Origin of the sequence: Yoonia sp. R78084, from assembly GCF_044595625.1 — a bacterium.
In the GTDB taxonomy this organism is placed as follows: Bacteria; Pseudomonadota; Alphaproteobacteria; order Rhodobacterales; family Rhodobacteraceae; genus Yoonia.
Map to the genome: position 1 here is coordinate 1,408,710 of NZ_CP138993.1, position 16,637 is coordinate 1,425,346.

Sequence of the window (16,637 nt, forward strand, 5' to 3'; positions counted from 1 at the left end):
TTTGCAAGCGGGGCGGCCCGCACTATCTAATGGGGTGTAAGAAAAAGGGCAACTCGATGTCGGCGGAAAACGATCTGATCAAACTCTACTCGGGGCGTATTCTGGCGCTGGCTGCGGATATGCCGCGCACCACGCGTCTGGACCATCCGACAGCGACCGCGAAAAAGCGGGCCCCTTTGTGTGGCTCGACCGTGACCGTTGATCTGGAACTGACCGATGGTGTGATTACGGGCTACGGGCAGGACGTGAAAGCCTGCGCTTTGGGTCAGGCAGCGGCCGCTGTGGTTGGCGCGAACATCGTCGGGCTGACCCTTGATCAGGTACAAGCCGGTCGTGATGCGCTCTATGCGATGCTGAAGCACGACGGTCCTGTCCCTGCCGCCCCCTTTGGCGATCTTGAGGTTCTTCAACCCGCCAAGGACTATAAGAACCGTCACGCGTCGATCATGCTGGCCTTTGATGCCACTTTGGACGCCCTGCACAGCCAACAGGCCAGCGCATAAAAAAACCGCCGCACATCCGGGCAGATGGCGGCGGCAGGTTTGAAAACGATCACGACCCGATCCAGTATTCCATGGGGAGAGGCAAAACCCCCGCTCTGGATATCAGACAGGCAGGTCATCAAGCATTGCATTCTTGGGACAGGGCAATGTGACAGACCGGGCCGTGATCGTCTCGGCAGGTCAGATCAGCCCGGGCAAGGCCAACCCAACAATCAACATGACCATGAGGGCGGCAACGCCCAACGCATCGGCGACAATCGTGTCGCGTGAACGTGCGATAACGGATTTGATCTCTTCAGCCATTGGTATGTTCTCCTCATGTTCTGTTGCCACTTTGTTCTCACATCATTAACCACCTGTAAAGAACTTTTATAGAACATTTGAGAACATTTTGTGATTTTTAAGGTTAACCCACTGATATTAAACGGATCGCTTTGTCCTGCTCCATCAGCCAAAGGAGCGTTCTGGCGGCCTTGCCACGGGGCGATTCCAGTTTCGGGTCGTCATTGAGCAGTTTGCGTGCGTCGGTTTGGGCTACCGCCATCTGTCCTGTCTGCCGTTCAAGATCGGCAATTCTGAACCGTGGAATACCGGATTGTGCCGTGCCAATCACATCGCCCGCACCGCGCATGGCCAGGTCTTCTTCGGAAATACGAAAACCGTCTTCGGTTTCGCGCAGGATTTCCAGCCGCCGGCGGCCGCTTTCGCTCAACGGGGTTTGATAGATCAACAAACAGGTCGATGCCGCAGCGCCCCGCCCGACCCTGCCCCGCAGCTGATGCAATTGCGCCAGACCAAAGCGGTCTGCATGTTCTATCATCATGATCGAGGCGTTGGGCACGTTGACGCCCACCTCGATCACTGTAGTTGCAACAAGCACCTTGGTGTCGCCAGCCACAAACCGCGCCATAGCCGCATCTTTTTCCGATGGTGGCATCTGGCCATGCACCAGCCCCACAACACCCTCGCCCAAAGCGGCGCGCAATCGCTTGAACCGCTCTTCGGCGGCGGTCATATCAACGACTTCGCTTTCCTCGACCAAGGGACACACCCAATAGGCCTGCCGTCCCTGTGCAACCGCATGGCGCAGCTTTTCCACCACCTCGTCCATCCGCGCAGCCGAGACCAATGCCGTCTGCACAGGTGTCCGGCCGGGCGGTTTTTCATCAAGCACGGAGACATCCATATCCCCGTATTGCGCGAGCGCGAGCGAACGCGGAATGGGCGTGGCTGTCATCACCAGCACATCAACGGCCTGCCCCTTGGCGCCCAACTGCATCCGCTGCGCGACCCCGAAACGGTGCTGTTCGTCAATGACGGCAAGACGCAAGTCCTTGAAGGAGATGTCTTTTTGAAACACCGCGTGGGTCCCGACAAGGATATCGATTTCTCCCTTTGCAAGGGCGTCAAGCTTGGCCGCACGCGCGCCCCCCTTGTCGCGCCCTGTCAGGATGTCCAAGCGCACACCTGCGGATTCCGCCAAAGGCCGCAACCCGTCCAGATGCTGGCGGGCCAGAATCTCGGTAGGCGCCATCATCACGCCCTGCCCGCCTGCCTCGACCACAGCCAGCAATGCCATCAACGCAACAAGCGTTTTGCCTGACCCGACATCGCCCTGAAGCAGCCGGTTCATCCGCAAAGGCGTGGCCAGATCCGCGACGATTTCAGCGATGGCATGGCTCTGTGCACCGGTTGGTTTGTAGGGCAAAGCCTCGAGAACCTTTGTGCTCAGCACACCTGTTGCCTGCGACGCGCGCCCTTTGGCCCGCCGTGTGGCCGCCCGCGCCAAGGCCAGCGTCAACTGGTGCGCAAAAAGCTCGTCATAGGCCAGTCGTTCCCGCGCCAGCGCATGAGGCGACAGATCGGACGTCGATTGCGGGTTATGTGCGGCCTGCATCGCCGCCGCCCAATCCGGCCAGTTCTCGCGTGCCTTCAAAGCCGGATCAATCCATTCCGCCAGCTCCGGCAGCAAAGACAGCGCCGAGCGCGTGGCCTTCCACATCGCCTTTTGCGTGATACCGGCATGCAGCGGATAGACCGGTTCGAATGCCGGAATATCGGCCGCCTCGGCCACGGGCAGTACGTGATCAGGATGGACGATCTGCGCGATCCCGTCGAAAATCTCGACCTTGCCAGACACAACCCGCCTTTGGCCCGTCGGCAGAAGCCGCTGCAGATAGTCACCGCGCGCATGAAAAAAGACCAGTTGAAACGAGGTTTCCGCATCTTCAACGTGCACACGGTAAGGCCGCCCCCGCGTGCGCGGCGGATGGTGCTCGCCCACCGTCACTTCGACAGTGGCGACAGAGGGCGGCACAATCTCACGGATGCTGGCCCGTCTGTGCCGGTCCACGCCTGAGGCGGGCAATGTCATCAGGATATCAAGCGGCTTGGCGATGCCCACAGCCTCAAGGATTTGCGCCGATTTGGGGCCGATCCCGTCAAGCTTCGTCAGTTCTGCGAACAGCGGAAAAAGGATTTCGGGGCGCCCGCTCATGCGTCGCCGATCAGGGCAAGCCAGGCGTCTTCGTCCATTGTCTCGACGCCAAGATCAGCCGCTTTCTTGGCCTTTGACCCGGCACCGGGCCCCGCGATCAGGATGTCGGTTTTTGCGCTGACCGAGCCGGACACCTTGGCGCCAAGGCTTTCGGCGCGCGCTTTTGCCTCGGCCCGCGTCATGCGTTCGAGTGTGCCCGTAAAGACCACAGTCTTGCCCGCAACCGGGCTATCGGTGGCCCGCGCCTCTGCATCCTGCACGGAAAGCTCTGCGATCAGACGGTTAATTGACGCGCGCTCGGCCTCTTGTTGCATGGTCGTCACCAGCGATGTGGCCATCACAGTGCCTACACCGTCGATCCCGATCAGGTCTTCCCAGGCAGCGCCCGCGCCGATTTCCGCAGTGGTCATGGCCTGCTCGAACGCATCCCAAGACGTGTAGTGGTTGGCCAAAAGGGCCGCGCTGTTTTCGCCCACATGCCGGATGCCGAGCGAGAAAATCACGCGCGCGAGCGAAATTTCACGTTTCTCGTCAATGGCATCAAAGAGATTGCTGGCGCTTTTTTCACCCCAGCCCTCGCGGTTTTTGAGTTGCTGCACCCCTGTGCCATAGCGCGCACGCAGGGTGAAAATATCGGCAGGCGTGGTGATCCAGCCGTCCGCGTAGAACTGCTCGACCTGCTTGGCACCAAGCCCCTCGATGTCAAAGGCAGCGCGCGAGACGAAATGCTTCAGCTTTTCAACGGCTTGCGCAGGGCAGATGATGCCGCCGGTGCAACGGCGCACGGCGTCGCCCTCTTCGCGGATCGCATCCGACCCACATTCCGGACAGGTTTTCGGCATCACATAGGCTACCGCATCTTCAGGGCGGCGCGCCAGATCCACGTCACTGATTTTCGGGATCACATCACCGGCGCGATACACCTGAACCCAGTCACCCACACGGATATCACGGCCCTCGCGGATCGGTGCGCCGTTCCCGTCACGCCCCGCGATATAGTCTTCATTATGCAGCGTGGCGTTCGACACCACCACGCCGCCAACGGTGACGGGTTGCAGTCGTGCGACGGGTGACAACGCGCCGGTGCGGCCCACCTGGATGTCGATGGCTTCCAGTCTTGTCCAGGCCAGTTCGGCGGGGAATTTATGCGCAATCGCCCAACGGGGGGTCGTTGAGCGGAATCCCAGGCGTTTTTGCAGCGCGAGGTCATCGACCTTATAGACCACGCCGTCGATGTCATAGCCGAGCGTTGCGCGTTGCGCCTCGATCGTTTTGTAGTGTTGCAACAACTCGTCGGGGCTGTCGCAGGTGCGCGTCAAAGGGTTCGTGACGAAACCGAAAGACGCCAGTTGCGCGATTGCATCAGATTGCGTGTCACCCAAAGGCGCCGAGAGTTCACCCCATGCGTAGGCAAAGAAACGCAACGGCCGAGATTTTGTGATTTCGGCGTCCAGTTGCCGCAATGATCCGGCGGCAGCGTTGCGCGGATTTGCGAATTTCTTACCGCCACTCTCTGACTGACGTGCGTTGAGTGCGGCAAAGTCATCGTGGCTCATGTAGACTTCACCGCGCACCTCGAGCACGGCGGGCGCGTCGGTGATCTTGCTCGGAATATCGGCAATTGTGCGGGCGTTGGCGGTCACGTTTTCACCCGTTTCGCCATCACCACGTGTTGCGGCCTGCATCAACACGCCGTTTTCATAGCGCAACGAAAGTGACAGACCGTCGATCTTTGGCTCGGCCGTGTAGCGCAATGCAGTGTCCGCATCCAAACCGAGGTATTTGCGAATGCGCGTATCGAATTCGTGCACATCTTCATCCGCAAAGGCATTGCCAAGGGACAACATCCGCACTGCGTGGCGGACTTTCCCGAAACCTTCGGCGACTTCGGCACCAACAACATCACTGGGGCTGTCGGCGCGTTTGAGTGACGGGAAATGCGCTTCAATCGCGGCGTTTCTTTGTTTTAACGCATCATAATCTGCATCACTGATCTCGGGCGCATCATCGCGGTGATAGGCCGTATTTGCCGCCGCGATCTGTTCGGCCAGCCAAGCCAATTCTGCGCGCGCCTGTGCTGTGGTGAGCTGCGCAACGGGTGTGTCGCCTGTTTCCGGATGTTGCGCTGTCTCTTGAACCATGCCGGCCCCCCACCCAATGACGCCCCGTGACGGGGGATGTGCGTCATAATTAGGCGGGCTGCACAGCGGCGTCCAGTGCTGGATGAGCGGGGACGGAGCGCAGAGAACAGACCGGACCCTACGCCCCGATTGCTATCGGTGCATGGGACGCAACAGGGTCCGGATCACGCAGGACGTAACCCCGCCCCCAGACCGTTTCGATATAATTGTCACCGTTGGTGGCTTCACTGAGCTTTTTGCGCAGTTTGCAGATGAACACATCAATGATCTTCAGTTCGGGTTCATCCATCCCGCCGTATAGATGGTTCAAAAACATCTCTTTCGTCAGGGTTGTACCCTTGCGCAGGCTCAGAAGTTCGAGCATCTGGTATTCCTTGCCCGTCAGATGCACGGTGCTGCCTTCGACCTCAACCGTTTTGGCATCCAGGTTCACCGCAATCTGACCGGTTTTGATGATGGATTGCGCGTGTCCCTTGGACCGCCGGATAATTGCATGAATACGCGCCACGAGTTCTTCGCGGTGGAAGGGTTTTGTCAGATAGTCATCTGCACCAAAACCGAAGCCTTTTAGCTTGCTTTCTGTCCCATCGTCCCCTGAAAGGATCAATATAGGCGTATCAATGCGGCTTAACCGAAGCTGGCGCAAAACCTCATGCCCGTTCATATCTGGCAGATTGATGTCCAGAAGAATCAGGTCATAATCATAGAGCTTTGCCAGATCGATCCCTTCCTCCCCCATGTCTGTTGCGTACACATTCAGATTGGCGTGGGTCAGCATCAATTCGATGCTTTTGGACGTTGTGTGGTCGTCTTCAACCAGCAAGACTCGCATGGCAGTTCTCCGCTATGAGTTCGGTAGCCTTCAATTAAACCAATAAAGGTTAATTAGCCGTTACCCCCACCGTACCTTTACTAAAAACAACCTATAGTTGTCTATAGCGCTGTAATGCCGTGGCCTTCAACGCCGCCTCTCCGTGCTGGTCCACGGCTGTCTCCCACTCAGAAAACTCGTCTTCTGAAAGCGCGTAGGTTTCCAATGCTTCTTTGCGTGTGATCAGCCCCGCACCCACAGCCCGCACCACCGCGGCTTTGCGTGACGCAACCCAGCGCCTTGTTTTATGACTGGGCAGGTCCGCCCGCGTCATCACTGTTCCATCAGGCAAGGTTACCGATCTTGGTCCTTCGATTTTACGAATGTACATATTTGCACCCCTTTGTGTCACTCCGGGGGTAAATATCCGGTGAAGTGTTTAATGAGTGGTATAGGGGGGCCTTGAGAGTGTATCGCATTTTCCTATATTTATCTCTGTAAACGAAGCTTCCGGAACACCCTATGTCACTTGATTCGCCGCTTAATTCGCTCGGCTTTGCTAAGCCGCCCGCACAGACGCGCGTCGTTGTTGCCATGTCCGGCGGCGTCGACAGCTCTGTCGTGGCCGCCAAACTGGCCGAAGAGGGCTATGATGTGGTGGGTGTGACCCTGCAACTTTATGACCATGGCGCGGCTTTGGCCAAAAAGGGTGCCTGCTGCGCGGGCCGCGATATCCATGACGCACGCCGTGTGGCCGAAGAAATGGGTTTCCCGCATTACGTGCTTGATTACGAGAATACCTTCCGCGAAGCGGTGATGGACGAATTCGCCGACAGCTATCTGGGCGGTGCCACCCCCGTGCCCTGCATCCGCTGCAACGAACGGGTGAAATTCAAGGACCTGCTGGAAACCGCCAAGGACCTTGACGCCGACTGCATGGCAACCGGCCATTATATCCAGCGCAAAATGGGCGCTGAAGGGGCCGAACTGCATGCCGCCGCGGATCCGACCAAGGACCAGAGCTATTTTCTGTTCTCGACGACGCAGGAACAGCTGGATTACCTGCGCTTCCCGCTGGGACATCATGCGTCCAAGGAAGAAACACGCGCGCTTGCCGGCAAATACGGGCTGAGCGTGGCGGATAAACCCGACAGTCAGGATATCTGCTTTGTGCCCAATGGTGACTATGCGGCAGTGATCGAGAAGCTGCGCCCGGGTGCCGCGGCACCGGGTGACATTGTGGATACTGAAGGCAATGTACTGGGCACCCATAAGGGCGTGATCCACTACACCATCGGACAACGGCGTGGTCTGGGGATCGGCGGGCTTGCCGATCCGCTTTATGTGGTCAAACTGGATGTCGACAAAAAGCAGGTTGTCGTGGGCCCCAAAGACCTGCTGGCCACCCGCCGCGTGCCGATCCGTGAAATCAACTGGATCGGTGGCGGGAACCTGATGGATATAGGAGAACGCCAGATCGCGGTGCGCGTGCGCTCTACCCGTCCGCCAACGGATGCGGTGTTGCGCCCGGTCTCCGAGACAGAAGCCGAGGTGGAACTGCTGGTGGCCGAACAAGGCGTCTCGCCCGGACAGGCCTGCGTGTTTTATGACCCCGACAGCACACGCGTGCTGGGTGGCGGCTGGATCTGGCGCGGCGCCTAAGACGCCCACATTACACATCGCGCATTTTGCAACGAAAGGTCACATGTCTGTGTGCCCCCTAGCTTTTGCGCGGCGACATGCCCCTATTGGGATTGGAAATGCCAGTTCAGCATGAGGATACCCGCAATGACGATCACACGACGCCACCTTTTGACGGCAGCCATCGCTGCCCCCGCATTCGCCGCCTTTGCCCCCCGCGCCATGGCGGCCACCCCCGAGGTTTATGCCGAGAACGGCATTGCCGTGGATGGCTCTGATGTTGTCGGGTACTTCACCCAAGGCGCCCCCGTTGCGGGCAATCCCGAGATCACGTTTGATTATATGGGTGCGACATGGCTCTTCGCATCAGCCGAGAACCGCGATGCATTTGCCGCTGATCCTGCCCGTTATGCGCCGCAATACGGCGGTTATTGCGCCTATGCGGTCAGCCAAGGCTATACGGCACCGACTGTGCCCGAGGCATGGTCGATCGTGGACGACAAGCTTTACCTGAATTTCTCAACCAGCGTGCGCCGCCGTTGGGAACGCGATATTCCCGGCCATATCGCGGCGGCAGATGCCAACTGGCCCGGCGTTCTGGCGTAACGGCTTTGGGCGGACCAAATGGTCCGCCCGCACCTGATAAGTCTAGAGTTTGCGGTAAGCGCCCAAGCCGCCTGCGATGAACTTGGCGTTGCGATAACCCATGTTTTTCAGCGTTGCCGCCGAGAGCGCACCACGGTTATAGGCGTTGCAATAGCACAGGATGGTGGTGTCGAGGTCACTGATTTCGCCTTCGACATTCATCTCCAGCTTCCCGCGGCTGATATTGATCGAACCGGGGATGTGATAGGCGTCATGCTCTTCCTTGTCCCGAATATCGAGCGCCACCGCACCTGCCGCGATCAGCGCATCCACATCTTCGGGTTTGACTTCTTCGACCTGCGCGCGGGCGGCATCAGCCATCGCCTGAAATTTCTCGGTATATGCCATGGGGTTCATCCTGTGTTTGAAAACCGTCGGGGCCTGACTACCGCGCTTATTGGCCCGCATCAGTGATGAAGTCACCAACCGTGGATAAAAAGATGCCAATGAAAAAATCACTGGCGGATTTTTGTCTACACCGTTACCCAAAGCGCCATGATTTACACATCCGCATCCGAGTGGCGTAACGCCCCCCAAAAACGTGTTCTGCTGTTTGCCATGTCCGGTCTGGGCAAGACCTATCTGTCGAACATGCTGCGCAGCACAGGTGACTGGTTTCACTACTCGATCGATTACCGGATCGGGACCCGGTACATGGGCGAGCTGATTGCGGATAACGCCAAGCGCGAAGCCATGAAGGTGCCCTTCCTGCGCGATCTCCTGCGCTCGGACAGCATCTATATCGGCTCGAATATCTCATTCAACGATCTGCGGCCGATGTCATCCTATCTGGGCAAACCGGGTGACCCTGATTTGGGTGGCCTGCCTTGGGATGAGTACACCCGCCGTCAGGACCAGTTTCAGCAGGCTGAAATCGCCGCACTGCATGACACGGGCCATTTCATCGAACGCTCCAGCAGGCTTTATCAATACCCGCACTTTGTCTGCGACACGGGCGGATCCATCTGTGAATGGGTCGATGTGAACGATCCCGATGATCCGATCATGACCGATCTGGCCGCAAAGACGCTGATGGTCTGGATTAAGGGCACCGACGAGCATACCGCTGAACTGATCCGGCGCTTTGATCGCGAACCCAAGCCGATGTCCTATGATCCGGCCTTCCTGTTGGAGACATGGAACGCCTATCTGATCGAATTCAACGTGGCCCCTGACAAGGTGAACCCCGATGATTTCATCCGTTGGGCCTTTGCCAAGGCACTGGCGCACCGCCAGCCGCGCTATCAGGCGATGGCGGACAAATGGGGCATCACCGTCCCGCAACATGCCGTTGAGAAGGTCAAGGATACGGAGGGCTTTGTCAGCATGATCGCTGACGCTCTTGAGATGCGCGGCTAAGCCGCCTATCTCTGCCATCTTATCTTGGATGTGAACAATGCCTATTAAACTGCCCAGTGCCCTGCCCGCCTATAACGTTCTGTCGAACGAAGGCGTTATGGTGCTTGATGAAGACACTGCCTCCCGTCAGGACATCCGCCCGCTGCGGATTGCATTGCTGAACCTGATGCCGAAAAAGATCCAGACCGAGAACCAGTTCGCGCGTCTGATCGGGGCAACACCTTTGCAGATTGAATTGTCACTTGTGCGGATGTCCGAGCACCAGACCAAGAACACCGCCGCCGAGCATATGGAAGAATTCTATCGCCCGTTTTCAGAGGTAAAGGACGAGAAATTCGACGGGCTGATCATCACAGGCGCCCCGATCGAGCACCTGCCGTTCCATGATGTGACCTATTGGGACGAACTGACACAAGTGTTCGACTGGACCCAGAGCAATGTGCATTCCACCTTCGGCGTTTGCTGGGGCGGGATGGCGATGATCAATTATTTCCACGGTGTGCAGAAACATCTCTTGGATCACAAAGCCTTTGGCTGTTTTCGTCACCATGTCACCGATCCTGCCTCACCTTATTTGCGCGGGTTCTCGGATGATTGCGTGATCCCTGTCAGCCGCTGGACAGAGATGCGTCAGGATGAAATCGACGCCGCGGGCGGCCTGAAGACGCTGATTACCAGCGATGACGCGGGTCCTGCCCTTGTCGAGGACCCGGCACATCGCGCGCTCTATATTTTCAATCATTTTGAATATGATAGCGGCACGCTCAAGCAGGAATATGACCGCGATATCAGCAATGGCACGCCGATCAATGTGCCTATGAATTACTATCCGGGTGATGACCCTACGAAACAACCTCAAAATAGGTGGAGAAGTCACGCGCATCTCCTATATGGAAACTGGATAAACGAAATTTACCAGACCACCCATTTTGAGTTGGATAAAATTGGCAGTTAAAACCCTTTCCGTCATTCTCGGTGTAACAGCGCTCGCAACCGCCGTGATCTCGCAATACCGCGCCGCGCAGGCAACCACGCAATACCCGCCGCTGGGTCAGTTCGTCGATGTCACCGGCGGACAGGTGCATTACGTCCAGGACGGCAGCGGGCCGCATCTGGTGCTGTTGCATGGTGCGGGTGGTAACCTGCGCGAATGGACCTTTGATCTGATGAACCGGCTGACAGACCGTTATACGGTCACAGCCTTTGATCGCCCCGGATTGGGATATACCGACAGGGTGCCCGGCATTGCCACTGGTCTGACCGCGACCGAGGGCGACAGCCCGCAGGCGCAAGCGGCCATGCTGCGTGAAGCCGCGGAAAAACTCGGGATCACAGATCCGATTGTGGCAGGGCACAGCTTTGGCGGGATCGTGACCTATGCCTGGGCCGTTGCTGGTTTGGATCAAGATAGCCCAGCGAATGCTTCGGCAATCGTGTCCTTTGCCGGCGTCACCATGCCCTGGCCAGGCGGGTTGGACAGATACTATACCGTCAATGGCAGCGCCTTTGGCGGTGTCATCACAATCCCGGCAATCTCGGCCTTTGTGCCGCCTTCGGTGGTGGATAGCAGCATTGAAGCGACCTTTGCCCCGCAGAGCGCGCCTGCAGGCTATGCAGACTACATCGGCGCCGGGCTGACGCTGCGGCAATCCAGCATGCGCGCCAATACGCGGCAGGTGAACACATCGCGCCCGCATGTGGTGCAACTCTCCCAGCGGTATCGGGAGCTGACGCTGCCGATTGAGATATTGCATGGCGAGGAAGACACAACCGTGCCGATCCACATTCATGCCGAAGAGATCGCGAAAATCGTCCCGCAAGTGAACACAACCCGCCTGCCCGGCGTGGGTCATATGCCACACCATGCGCACCCGCTTGCCGCGATCAGCGCAATTGACCGCGCAGCACTGCGCGCGGGTATCCAGCCCTAGCCGGCACTATGCGCAGAAAGCCGAATTGCGCTTCTGGACACAAACCCCCATATATGGCGTGCGAGGTTCGGGAGAGTTTTCATGGATTTACCTTTTGATGGCGGGATCAGCCGCTATTTTACTGAAGATGCCCCTGCGGACGTGCGTGACGCGGTTGTAGCCGCCGACAAGGATGACATCATCAACCCTGCCTTTCCCTATCAGGACCGCTGGAAGCGCAGCGAATACGAGGCCGAACTGGCAGCCCTGCAAATCGAACTGGTCCGGATGCAGGCATGGGCGCGCGAAACGGGACGCCGGATCGCGGTGGTTTTTGAAGGGCGTGACGCAGCCGGAAAAGGTGGCACAATCAAACGCTTGCGCGAGAACCTTAATCCGCGTGGCGCGAAACTGGTCGCACTCTCCAAGCCAACTGACGTGGAAGCCGCGCAATGGTATTTCCAACGCTACATCGCCCATCTGCCCGCGAAAGGTGAAATCACGATCTTTGACCGCAGCTGGTACAATCGCGGCGTCGTTGAACATGTTTTCGGCTTTTGCACACCGGAACAGCGTGAACGCTGGTTCGCGCAGGTCCCCGAGTTTGAAGACATGCTGGTCCATGAAGGGATCACACTGGTCAAAATCTGGCTCAATGTCGGGCGTGCCACACAGCTCAAACGCTTTCTTGACCGCGAGAAAGACCCGCTGAAACAATGGAAGCTCAGCTGGATCGACGTCGAAGGCCTCAGCAAATGGGACGCCTACACCGCCGCGATCGCGGAGACGCTTGAGCGCACCCATACCGCGCATGCACCCTGGACGATTGTCCGCTCAGACGACAAGCGCCGCGCACGCGTGCAGGTGATCCGGCATCTGTTGGGCCAGCTTGATTACCCGATGAAGGACGAGACAGCCGTCACCCCCACAGACGACAAGATCCTGGGGGGGCCTGACCTCTGGCATGGCTAAACGCGGGTATCATCACGGCAATCTGCGCGAGGCGCTGATCGACGGCTGTCTGACGCTGATCGAAAAGCGCGGCCCGACGGGGTTTACCCTGTCCGAGGCGGCGCGCGAGGCCGGTGTGACCCCTGCTGCCGTCTACCGCCATTTTGAGGGCCGCGAGGATCTGATCGCGGCGGCCGCGCTGCAAGGCTACGAGATGTTCGGCGATCTGATGGAATACGCCTATGGCGATGGCCAACCCTCGGCGCTGAAGGCGTTCGAGGCCACGGGACGGGCCTATCTGGCCTTTGCGCGCAAATATCCCGGCCACTACATCGCGATGTTCGAGAGTGGCATTTCGATAAACCGCTCATCCGAACTGCATGCCGTCGCCACCCGCGCGATGGGCGTTCTGGAAAAAGCGGCAGAACAATTGTCGCAACATATTCCGGCCGAAAAGCGCCCGCCGCCCCAGATGTTCAGCGCCCATATCTGGGCCCTGTCACATGGCGTAGTCGAGCTTTTTGCGCGTGCCAGCCCCGGCACCAAAAGCCCCTTTCCCCCCGAAGACCTGCTTGAAACAGGAATCGGCATCTACCTGCGCGGGCTCGGCCTGATCGCACCCGACAGTGAGGACCCAAATGGCTGATAGTACGTTTGCCTGGATTTTTATCATCGTAAGCGCAACCGACACCTACCTGAACGATTGCCCGACAGATTGCTTTCAGCAAAGCGAGGAGCCGGCACGTATCAACCTGCAATACGGTGATACCTATTTTCAGGAAGAGGTGATCGGCGACGAGGTGTTCATCAGCTACGATCTTCCCAAGCGCATTGGCGCGTTCCAACCGACGGTGGGTGCCAGCCTCACCAGTGACAACGATCTATGGTTCGGTGCCGGTGCCAAATGGTCCAGCGAACGCATCAGCGACAGCCCGATCTATATCGAGGCCTCCGTGATGCCCGGAATTTACCTGCAAAGTGACGGCCCCGACCTTGGCTTTCCGCTCCAATGGCGCGGATCGGTTGGCGCTGGTGTCAAATTCGGTGATGTCGGCAGTCTCTCGGTCTTTCTAGACCACCGCTCGAACGCCAATCTGTCCGAGGTGAACCCGGGGTTAGAGACCGTGGGGGTAAGGCTGACCTATCAGTTCGAATAACGATGATGAACGCATACGCATGCGCGACGCTCATTGCGACGGCTGCTTGAGGCCAGTCCGGCTGATAATGCACTCAGCTCGAATGGTGGCAATGCGCAAGAAGCTGGCTTTGCAGAGGCGCGAACTTTGGGCCACTATTCGGTCACTTCGGCCCTTAGCAACATTTCCCATGCCTTCAACGCTGCACTGTAGCTTCATGAAAGAAGACCCGATGTGAGTTTTGGAACATTTCTGAGGGTTCGATTACTTCTCAAAGGGACGACGGTCCGGTTCGCTAACCTATCTTGAAGCCCTGACCCAGACTCGACGCAACAACCTTGTTGGCAAATCAGTCTTTGTGGATCAGGCGAGAAAGAGTTCTTGGTCGAAAAAGCCCGCACTTGCACTGTTCGTCTATGGAGTTACACTTTCGACATACTCAGTTCCCGCCACAAGCGTTTCTTCGTCCAAGTCACTGGGCAGGAAAATCTGGTTCTGGCGGTCAACGACGAGTGCCCTAAAAGCACAGGAGAGTGGATATGCGGCGAGTCATTCAGAGCCTCACTTTTTTCTTTTGTTTCTTCATGCCGATCAACTTCGCATATGCCCAGACGACCATTGAAGTCGAAGTCTCATATCGGGAGCGCATCGCGCTTCCCCCTCTTGCTGAGCTTCATTTAGAATTGTTTGATGTTTCACGCGCTGATGCAGCAGGGAAAACGCTTGCATCGCAGCGATACCGGATGACTGGCGTACCTATGCAAATGATGCTGCACTATGATGCGGACCTAATTGACCCGGAGGGCGTGTATTCTTTGGCAGCATCAATCTGGTCTGGCGATGTCCAGATTTTCCGGAGCACTGAAAGGTATGATCCTTTGTCGGCTTCCCAGGACGCACCATTGCAGATGATCCTCTCCGCGATTGATGAAGCTGAAGCAGCCTCTCCTACCCGGCAGCGTATCTCAGGGGTTGAATGGGCGGTCACCGAAGTTGCAGGTGAGCCGTGGTCGAACGATGACCCTGCAACCCTTATCATTGACGATGAAATGAACTTTGCGCTTTTCGGTGGCTGCAATCGTTTCGTGGGGCGATTACTGCGACTTGATCGCGAGATTTCATTTCCGGCAAATTTTGCAGGAACGATGATGGCTTGCCCTGACGCGGTTGAGACGCTTGAAAGAAGTGTCTTGGAGGCTTTACCGCGCGTGGCCAGCTATGTGCGATACCGGACAGGGCTCGTCTTTATGGATGCAGGTGGCACTGCCATAATGCACTTCACGCAGCGGCCGGAGTAGTTTGCGTTTTTGGTCGGACAATTGCTTTGAAACGCCACTAGCGCAGATCATTCGAGCATCCGGACTGAAATCCAACGTCGCAATGCGCTTTCAGCCGTCTGGTATCGCTATCGGTCCATCCCTCTGGGTTTGTCACCTGTATCCACGGGGCAATGTAGTCCTGCGCGTAATAGGCGTGCCCGTGTCCCGGGGGTGACCCGAACGACAAGGCCATATCAAGCGCAAGCTGAAACTGCGAAACGACGGGCATGAAGAAGAAATGCTCGGACATATCTTCGGCTGGCGGGTCGCGCATCCAAGGTGGCGCACGCCAGATTGAAGCAGGATCGTAGAAGACCACCGGATCACTGGAGTACTGCAGGAAGACAATCCGCATATCCCCCCACTCTGCCACCGCTTCAGATGCATCCGCCGTATGCGAGGCATAGCGTATCAATGATCCATCGCCGATTTTGGGCAAAACCCACGGGCTTCCAGTGGCGCGTTGGTTCTGTACATAGTTCCAGAAATTTGAGGGGAATGGCGGCCCCGCCCAGAAGGCTCCGTCGATTGGGTCATCCAGCAAGCGGAACAGGTTCGTTGCATGCATGGACGACCACGCACCAAGGCTGAGTCCGTGCGCATAGATACGGGGACGTGAGTTCTTCGGCAGTGTCTTCCAATAGCCGTGAACCACATCCTGCAAGGCGGTAGCCTGTTCCAGGCCGGTATTGGTTTCAAGAACCAGTGCCAGTGGCGATTGAAGGTATGAATACTGTGCTGCAACCGTGGCGATGTCGCCATTATGCATATATTCAACAGGATCGTGCGAGCCAGGGTCCATCCAACCGGTGCCTGTAGGGCTCGCAATAATCAGAACACTTCGTTCAAAAGCGCCTTGCCGCTTGAGTTCTGCAAGTGCAAGCTCGGCACGCTCCAGAGGTGTTTCGCCGTTCGCCCGGCCGACATAGACACGGATCGGGTCAAGCGCTGGTCGCCCTGTAAACGCCGAAATCGCATCTGCGTCCGGTCCGGAGGTGATGAAGTCGCGCCCCGGCGAGCCGATCTCCGACCATTCGATCAGCGAGGCATCGCTACCGGTTTTCCATGCGTCGGTTGGCGCGGGTGGTGCGTCTTCAAACAGGGCTTGTGCGGTCTCATAGCTGGTATCAAGTCCTGCAATCACACGATCAAGAATCCCGTCCCGCGTGACCACGACCAAAACCACAGCAACCACAATCAACCCGACGACATTTGCCCGCCGTGGCGGCATCACGCGATAGAGCCTTGCGCGCACAAGCCGGAAGAAGGATGCAACGATCCGTCCCATGGCAAAGACCAAGGCGAACGTCAGCGCCGCAAAAACAAGAATTCTGACGAGGTTCAGCGCATCAGCGGGTGCCATTCCCATTTTTTCGCGCAGGTCGTTTTGCCAAATCAGGCTTGAACTGAGCACCCAAAGGAAGAAAACGACAATCAAAACTGCGGCAAGCAAGGTCACGCCCCGCGCCAGACGCTTCGGCAATCCCGGCATGTCCAAGGCGCGCCACACGAGTGCAATGAATTGCCCCAATAGATAGCCCAAGGCTGTAACCAGTCCGCCCAAAATGCCCTGCACTTCAGGATTCCGCGGAATGAGCGATGGTGTCAGGGAGGCCGCAAAAAACAAAACGCCGATCAAAAAACACGGAATTGAAAAGGGGCCGATCGCCCGCGCAACGAGGTTCATAGTGACGATCTCCCCATAGATATGCCAGCGTTACGGG

General features: G+C 57.6%; 17 protein-coding genes. 10 read left to right on the forward strand and 7 right to left on the reverse strand.

Going from position 1 to position 16,637, the window contains the following annotated elements; genetic code table 11:
* Window positions 1–56: 56 nt before the first annotated feature.
* On the forward strand, window positions 57–503 hold the full coding sequence (locus SJY29_RS07250) for an iron-sulfur cluster assembly scaffold protein (protein WP_400088290.1): 447 nt from the start codon (window positions 57–59) through the stop codon (window positions 501–503).
* 180 nt (window positions 504–683) lie between these two features.
* Here the strand turns inward: SJY29_RS07250 and SJY29_RS07255 are convergent, their stop codons facing one another.
* The 5 genes from SJY29_RS07255 to SJY29_RS07275 form a co-directional block, all read right to left on the reverse strand.
* Window positions 684–806, reverse strand: a complete 123-nt coding sequence (locus SJY29_RS07255) for a hypothetical protein (protein ID WP_278247265.1) — start codon at window positions 804–806, stop codon at window positions 684–686.
* A 103-nt stretch (window positions 807–909) separates the two neighbouring features.
* Window positions 910–3,000, reverse strand: coding sequence for an ATP-dependent DNA helicase RecG (gene recG / locus SJY29_RS07260; RefSeq protein WP_400088293.1), 2,091 nt, complete (start codon window positions 2,998–3,000; stop codon window positions 910–912).
* A complete protein-coding gene (gene ligA, locus SJY29_RS07265; RefSeq protein WP_400088295.1) occupies window positions 2,997–5,141 on the reverse strand; it encodes an NAD-dependent DNA ligase LigA in 2,145 nt (714 codons plus the stop codon). Before ligA ends, recG begins: the two co-directional genes overlap by 4 nt.
* Before the next feature lie 118 nt (window positions 5,142–5,259).
* Entirely contained in the window at window positions 5,260–5,973 is a 714-nt protein-coding gene (gene ctrA / locus SJY29_RS07270; protein WP_400088298.1) for a response regulator transcription factor CtrA, read from the reverse strand.
* Between the two features lie 91 nt (window positions 5,974–6,064).
* Window positions 6,065–6,343, reverse strand: a complete 279-nt coding sequence (locus SJY29_RS07275) for a DUF1153 domain-containing protein (RefSeq protein WP_400088301.1) — start codon at window positions 6,341–6,343, stop codon at window positions 6,065–6,067.
* Between the two features lie 131 nt (window positions 6,344–6,474).
* Here SJY29_RS07275 and mnmA point away from each other — a divergent pair, with 131 nt between their 5' ends.
* Window positions 6,475–7,614, forward strand: a complete 1,140-nt coding sequence (mnmA, locus tag SJY29_RS07280) for a tRNA 2-thiouridine(34) synthase MnmA (RefSeq protein ID WP_400088303.1) — start codon at window positions 6,475–6,477, stop codon at window positions 7,612–7,614.
* Between the two features lie 126 nt (window positions 7,615–7,740).
* Entirely contained in the window at window positions 7,741–8,199 is a 459-nt protein-coding gene (locus SJY29_RS07285; protein WP_400088305.1) for a YHS domain-containing (seleno)protein, read from the forward strand.
* 42 nt (window positions 8,200–8,241) lie between these two features.
* Here SJY29_RS07285 and SJY29_RS07290 read toward each other — a convergent pair whose 3' ends face one another.
* Complete coding sequence (locus SJY29_RS07290) at window positions 8,242–8,586, reverse strand: rhodanese-like domain-containing protein (protein WP_110278824.1); 345 nt, start codon at window positions 8,584–8,586, stop codon at window positions 8,242–8,244.
* 147 nt (window positions 8,587–8,733) lie between these two features.
* On the opposite strand from SJY29_RS07290, the gene SJY29_RS07295 reads away from it, so the two are divergent.
* From SJY29_RS07295 to SJY29_RS07325, 7 genes are all read left to right on the forward strand, one after another.
* Entirely contained in the window at window positions 8,734–9,597 is an 864-nt protein-coding gene (locus tag SJY29_RS07295; RefSeq protein ID WP_400088308.1) for an ATPase, read from the forward strand.
* 37 nt (window positions 9,598–9,634) lie between these two features.
* Window positions 9,635–10,552, forward strand: a complete 918-nt coding sequence (gene metA / locus SJY29_RS07300; protein WP_400088311.1) for a homoserine O-succinyltransferase — start codon at window positions 9,635–9,637, stop codon at window positions 10,550–10,552.
* Complete coding sequence (locus SJY29_RS07305) at window positions 10,542–11,528, forward strand: alpha/beta fold hydrolase (RefSeq protein WP_400088314.1); 987 nt, start codon at window positions 10,542–10,544, stop codon at window positions 11,526–11,528. Before metA ends, SJY29_RS07305 begins: the two co-directional genes overlap by 11 nt.
* Before the next feature lie 81 nt (window positions 11,529–11,609).
* Complete coding sequence (ppk2, locus tag SJY29_RS07310; protein ID WP_400088317.1) at window positions 11,610–12,479, forward strand: polyphosphate kinase 2; 870 nt, start codon at window positions 11,610–11,612, stop codon at window positions 12,477–12,479.
* Window positions 12,472–13,104 (forward strand): TetR/AcrR family transcriptional regulator, encoded by a 633-nt coding sequence (locus tag SJY29_RS07315; RefSeq protein WP_400088320.1) that lies wholly within the window; start codon window positions 12,472–12,474, stop codon window positions 13,102–13,104. Before ppk2 ends, SJY29_RS07315 begins: the two co-directional genes overlap by 8 nt.
* Window positions 13,097–13,615, forward strand: coding sequence for an acyloxyacyl hydrolase (locus tag SJY29_RS07320; RefSeq protein WP_400088323.1), 519 nt, complete (start codon window positions 13,097–13,099; stop codon window positions 13,613–13,615). Before SJY29_RS07315 ends, SJY29_RS07320 begins: the two co-directional genes overlap by 8 nt.
* A 518-nt stretch (window positions 13,616–14,133) precedes the next feature.
* A complete protein-coding gene (locus SJY29_RS07325; RefSeq protein WP_400088326.1) occupies window positions 14,134–14,892 on the forward strand; it encodes a YbaY family lipoprotein in 759 nt (252 codons plus the stop codon).
* A gap of 37 nt (window positions 14,893–14,929) precedes the next feature.
* On the opposite strand, the gene SJY29_RS07330 is transcribed toward SJY29_RS07325, so the two are convergent.
* Window positions 14,930–16,600 (reverse strand): alpha/beta hydrolase, encoded by a 1,671-nt coding sequence (locus SJY29_RS07330; protein WP_400088329.1) that lies wholly within the window; start codon window positions 16,598–16,600, stop codon window positions 14,930–14,932.
* Between the last annotated feature and the right edge of the window lie 37 nt (window positions 16,601–16,637).

Excerpts from the sequence above, each read along its gene's own strand:
- SJY29_RS07275 (WP_400088301.1), bottom strand. The coding sequence starts at position 6,343 with ATGTACATTCGTAAAATCGAAGGACCAAGATCGGTAACCTTGCCTGAT.
- SJY29_RS07255 (WP_278247265.1), bottom strand. The coding sequence starts at position 806 with ATGGCTGAAGAGATCAAATCCGTTATCGCACGTTCACGCGACACGATT.
- ligA (WP_400088295.1), bottom strand. The coding sequence starts at position 5,141 with ATGGTTCAAGAGACAGCGCAACATCCGGAAACAGGCGACACACCCGTT.
- ctrA (WP_400088298.1), bottom strand. The coding sequence starts at position 5,973 with ATGCGAGTCTTGCTGGTTGAAGACGACCACACAACGTCCAAAAGCATC.
- SJY29_RS07315 (WP_400088320.1), top strand. The coding sequence starts at position 12,472 with ATGGCTAAACGCGGGTATCATCACGGCAATCTGCGCGAGGCGCTGATC.
- SJY29_RS07330 (WP_400088329.1), bottom strand. The coding sequence starts at position 16,600 with ATGAACCTCGTTGCGCGGGCGATCGGCCCCTTTTCAATTCCGTGTTTT.
- SJY29_RS07325 (WP_400088326.1), top strand. The coding sequence starts at position 14,134 with ATGCGGCGAGTCATTCAGAGCCTCACTTTTTTCTTTTGTTTCTTCATG.
- SJY29_RS07290 (WP_110278824.1), bottom strand. The coding sequence starts at position 8,586 with ATGGCATATACCGAGAAATTTCAGGCGATGGCTGATGCCGCCCGCGCG.
- ppk2 (WP_400088317.1), top strand. The coding sequence starts at position 11,610 with ATGGATTTACCTTTTGATGGCGGGATCAGCCGCTATTTTACTGAAGAT.
- recG (WP_400088293.1), bottom strand. The coding sequence starts at position 3,000 with ATGAGCGGGCGCCCCGAAATCCTTTTTCCGCTGTTCGCAGAACTGACG.
- SJY29_RS07285 (WP_400088305.1), top strand. The coding sequence starts at position 7,741 with ATGACGATCACACGACGCCACCTTTTGACGGCAGCCATCGCTGCCCCC.
- SJY29_RS07320 (WP_400088323.1), top strand. The coding sequence starts at position 13,097 with ATGGCTGATAGTACGTTTGCCTGGATTTTTATCATCGTAAGCGCAACC.
- mnmA (WP_400088303.1), top strand. The coding sequence starts at position 6,475 with ATGTCACTTGATTCGCCGCTTAATTCGCTCGGCTTTGCTAAGCCGCCC.
- SJY29_RS07295 (WP_400088308.1), top strand. The coding sequence starts at position 8,734 with ATGATTTACACATCCGCATCCGAGTGGCGTAACGCCCCCCAAAAACGT.
- SJY29_RS07250 (WP_400088290.1), top strand. The coding sequence starts at position 57 with ATGTCGGCGGAAAACGATCTGATCAAACTCTACTCGGGGCGTATTCTG.
- metA (WP_400088311.1), top strand. The coding sequence starts at position 9,635 with ATGCCTATTAAACTGCCCAGTGCCCTGCCCGCCTATAACGTTCTGTCG.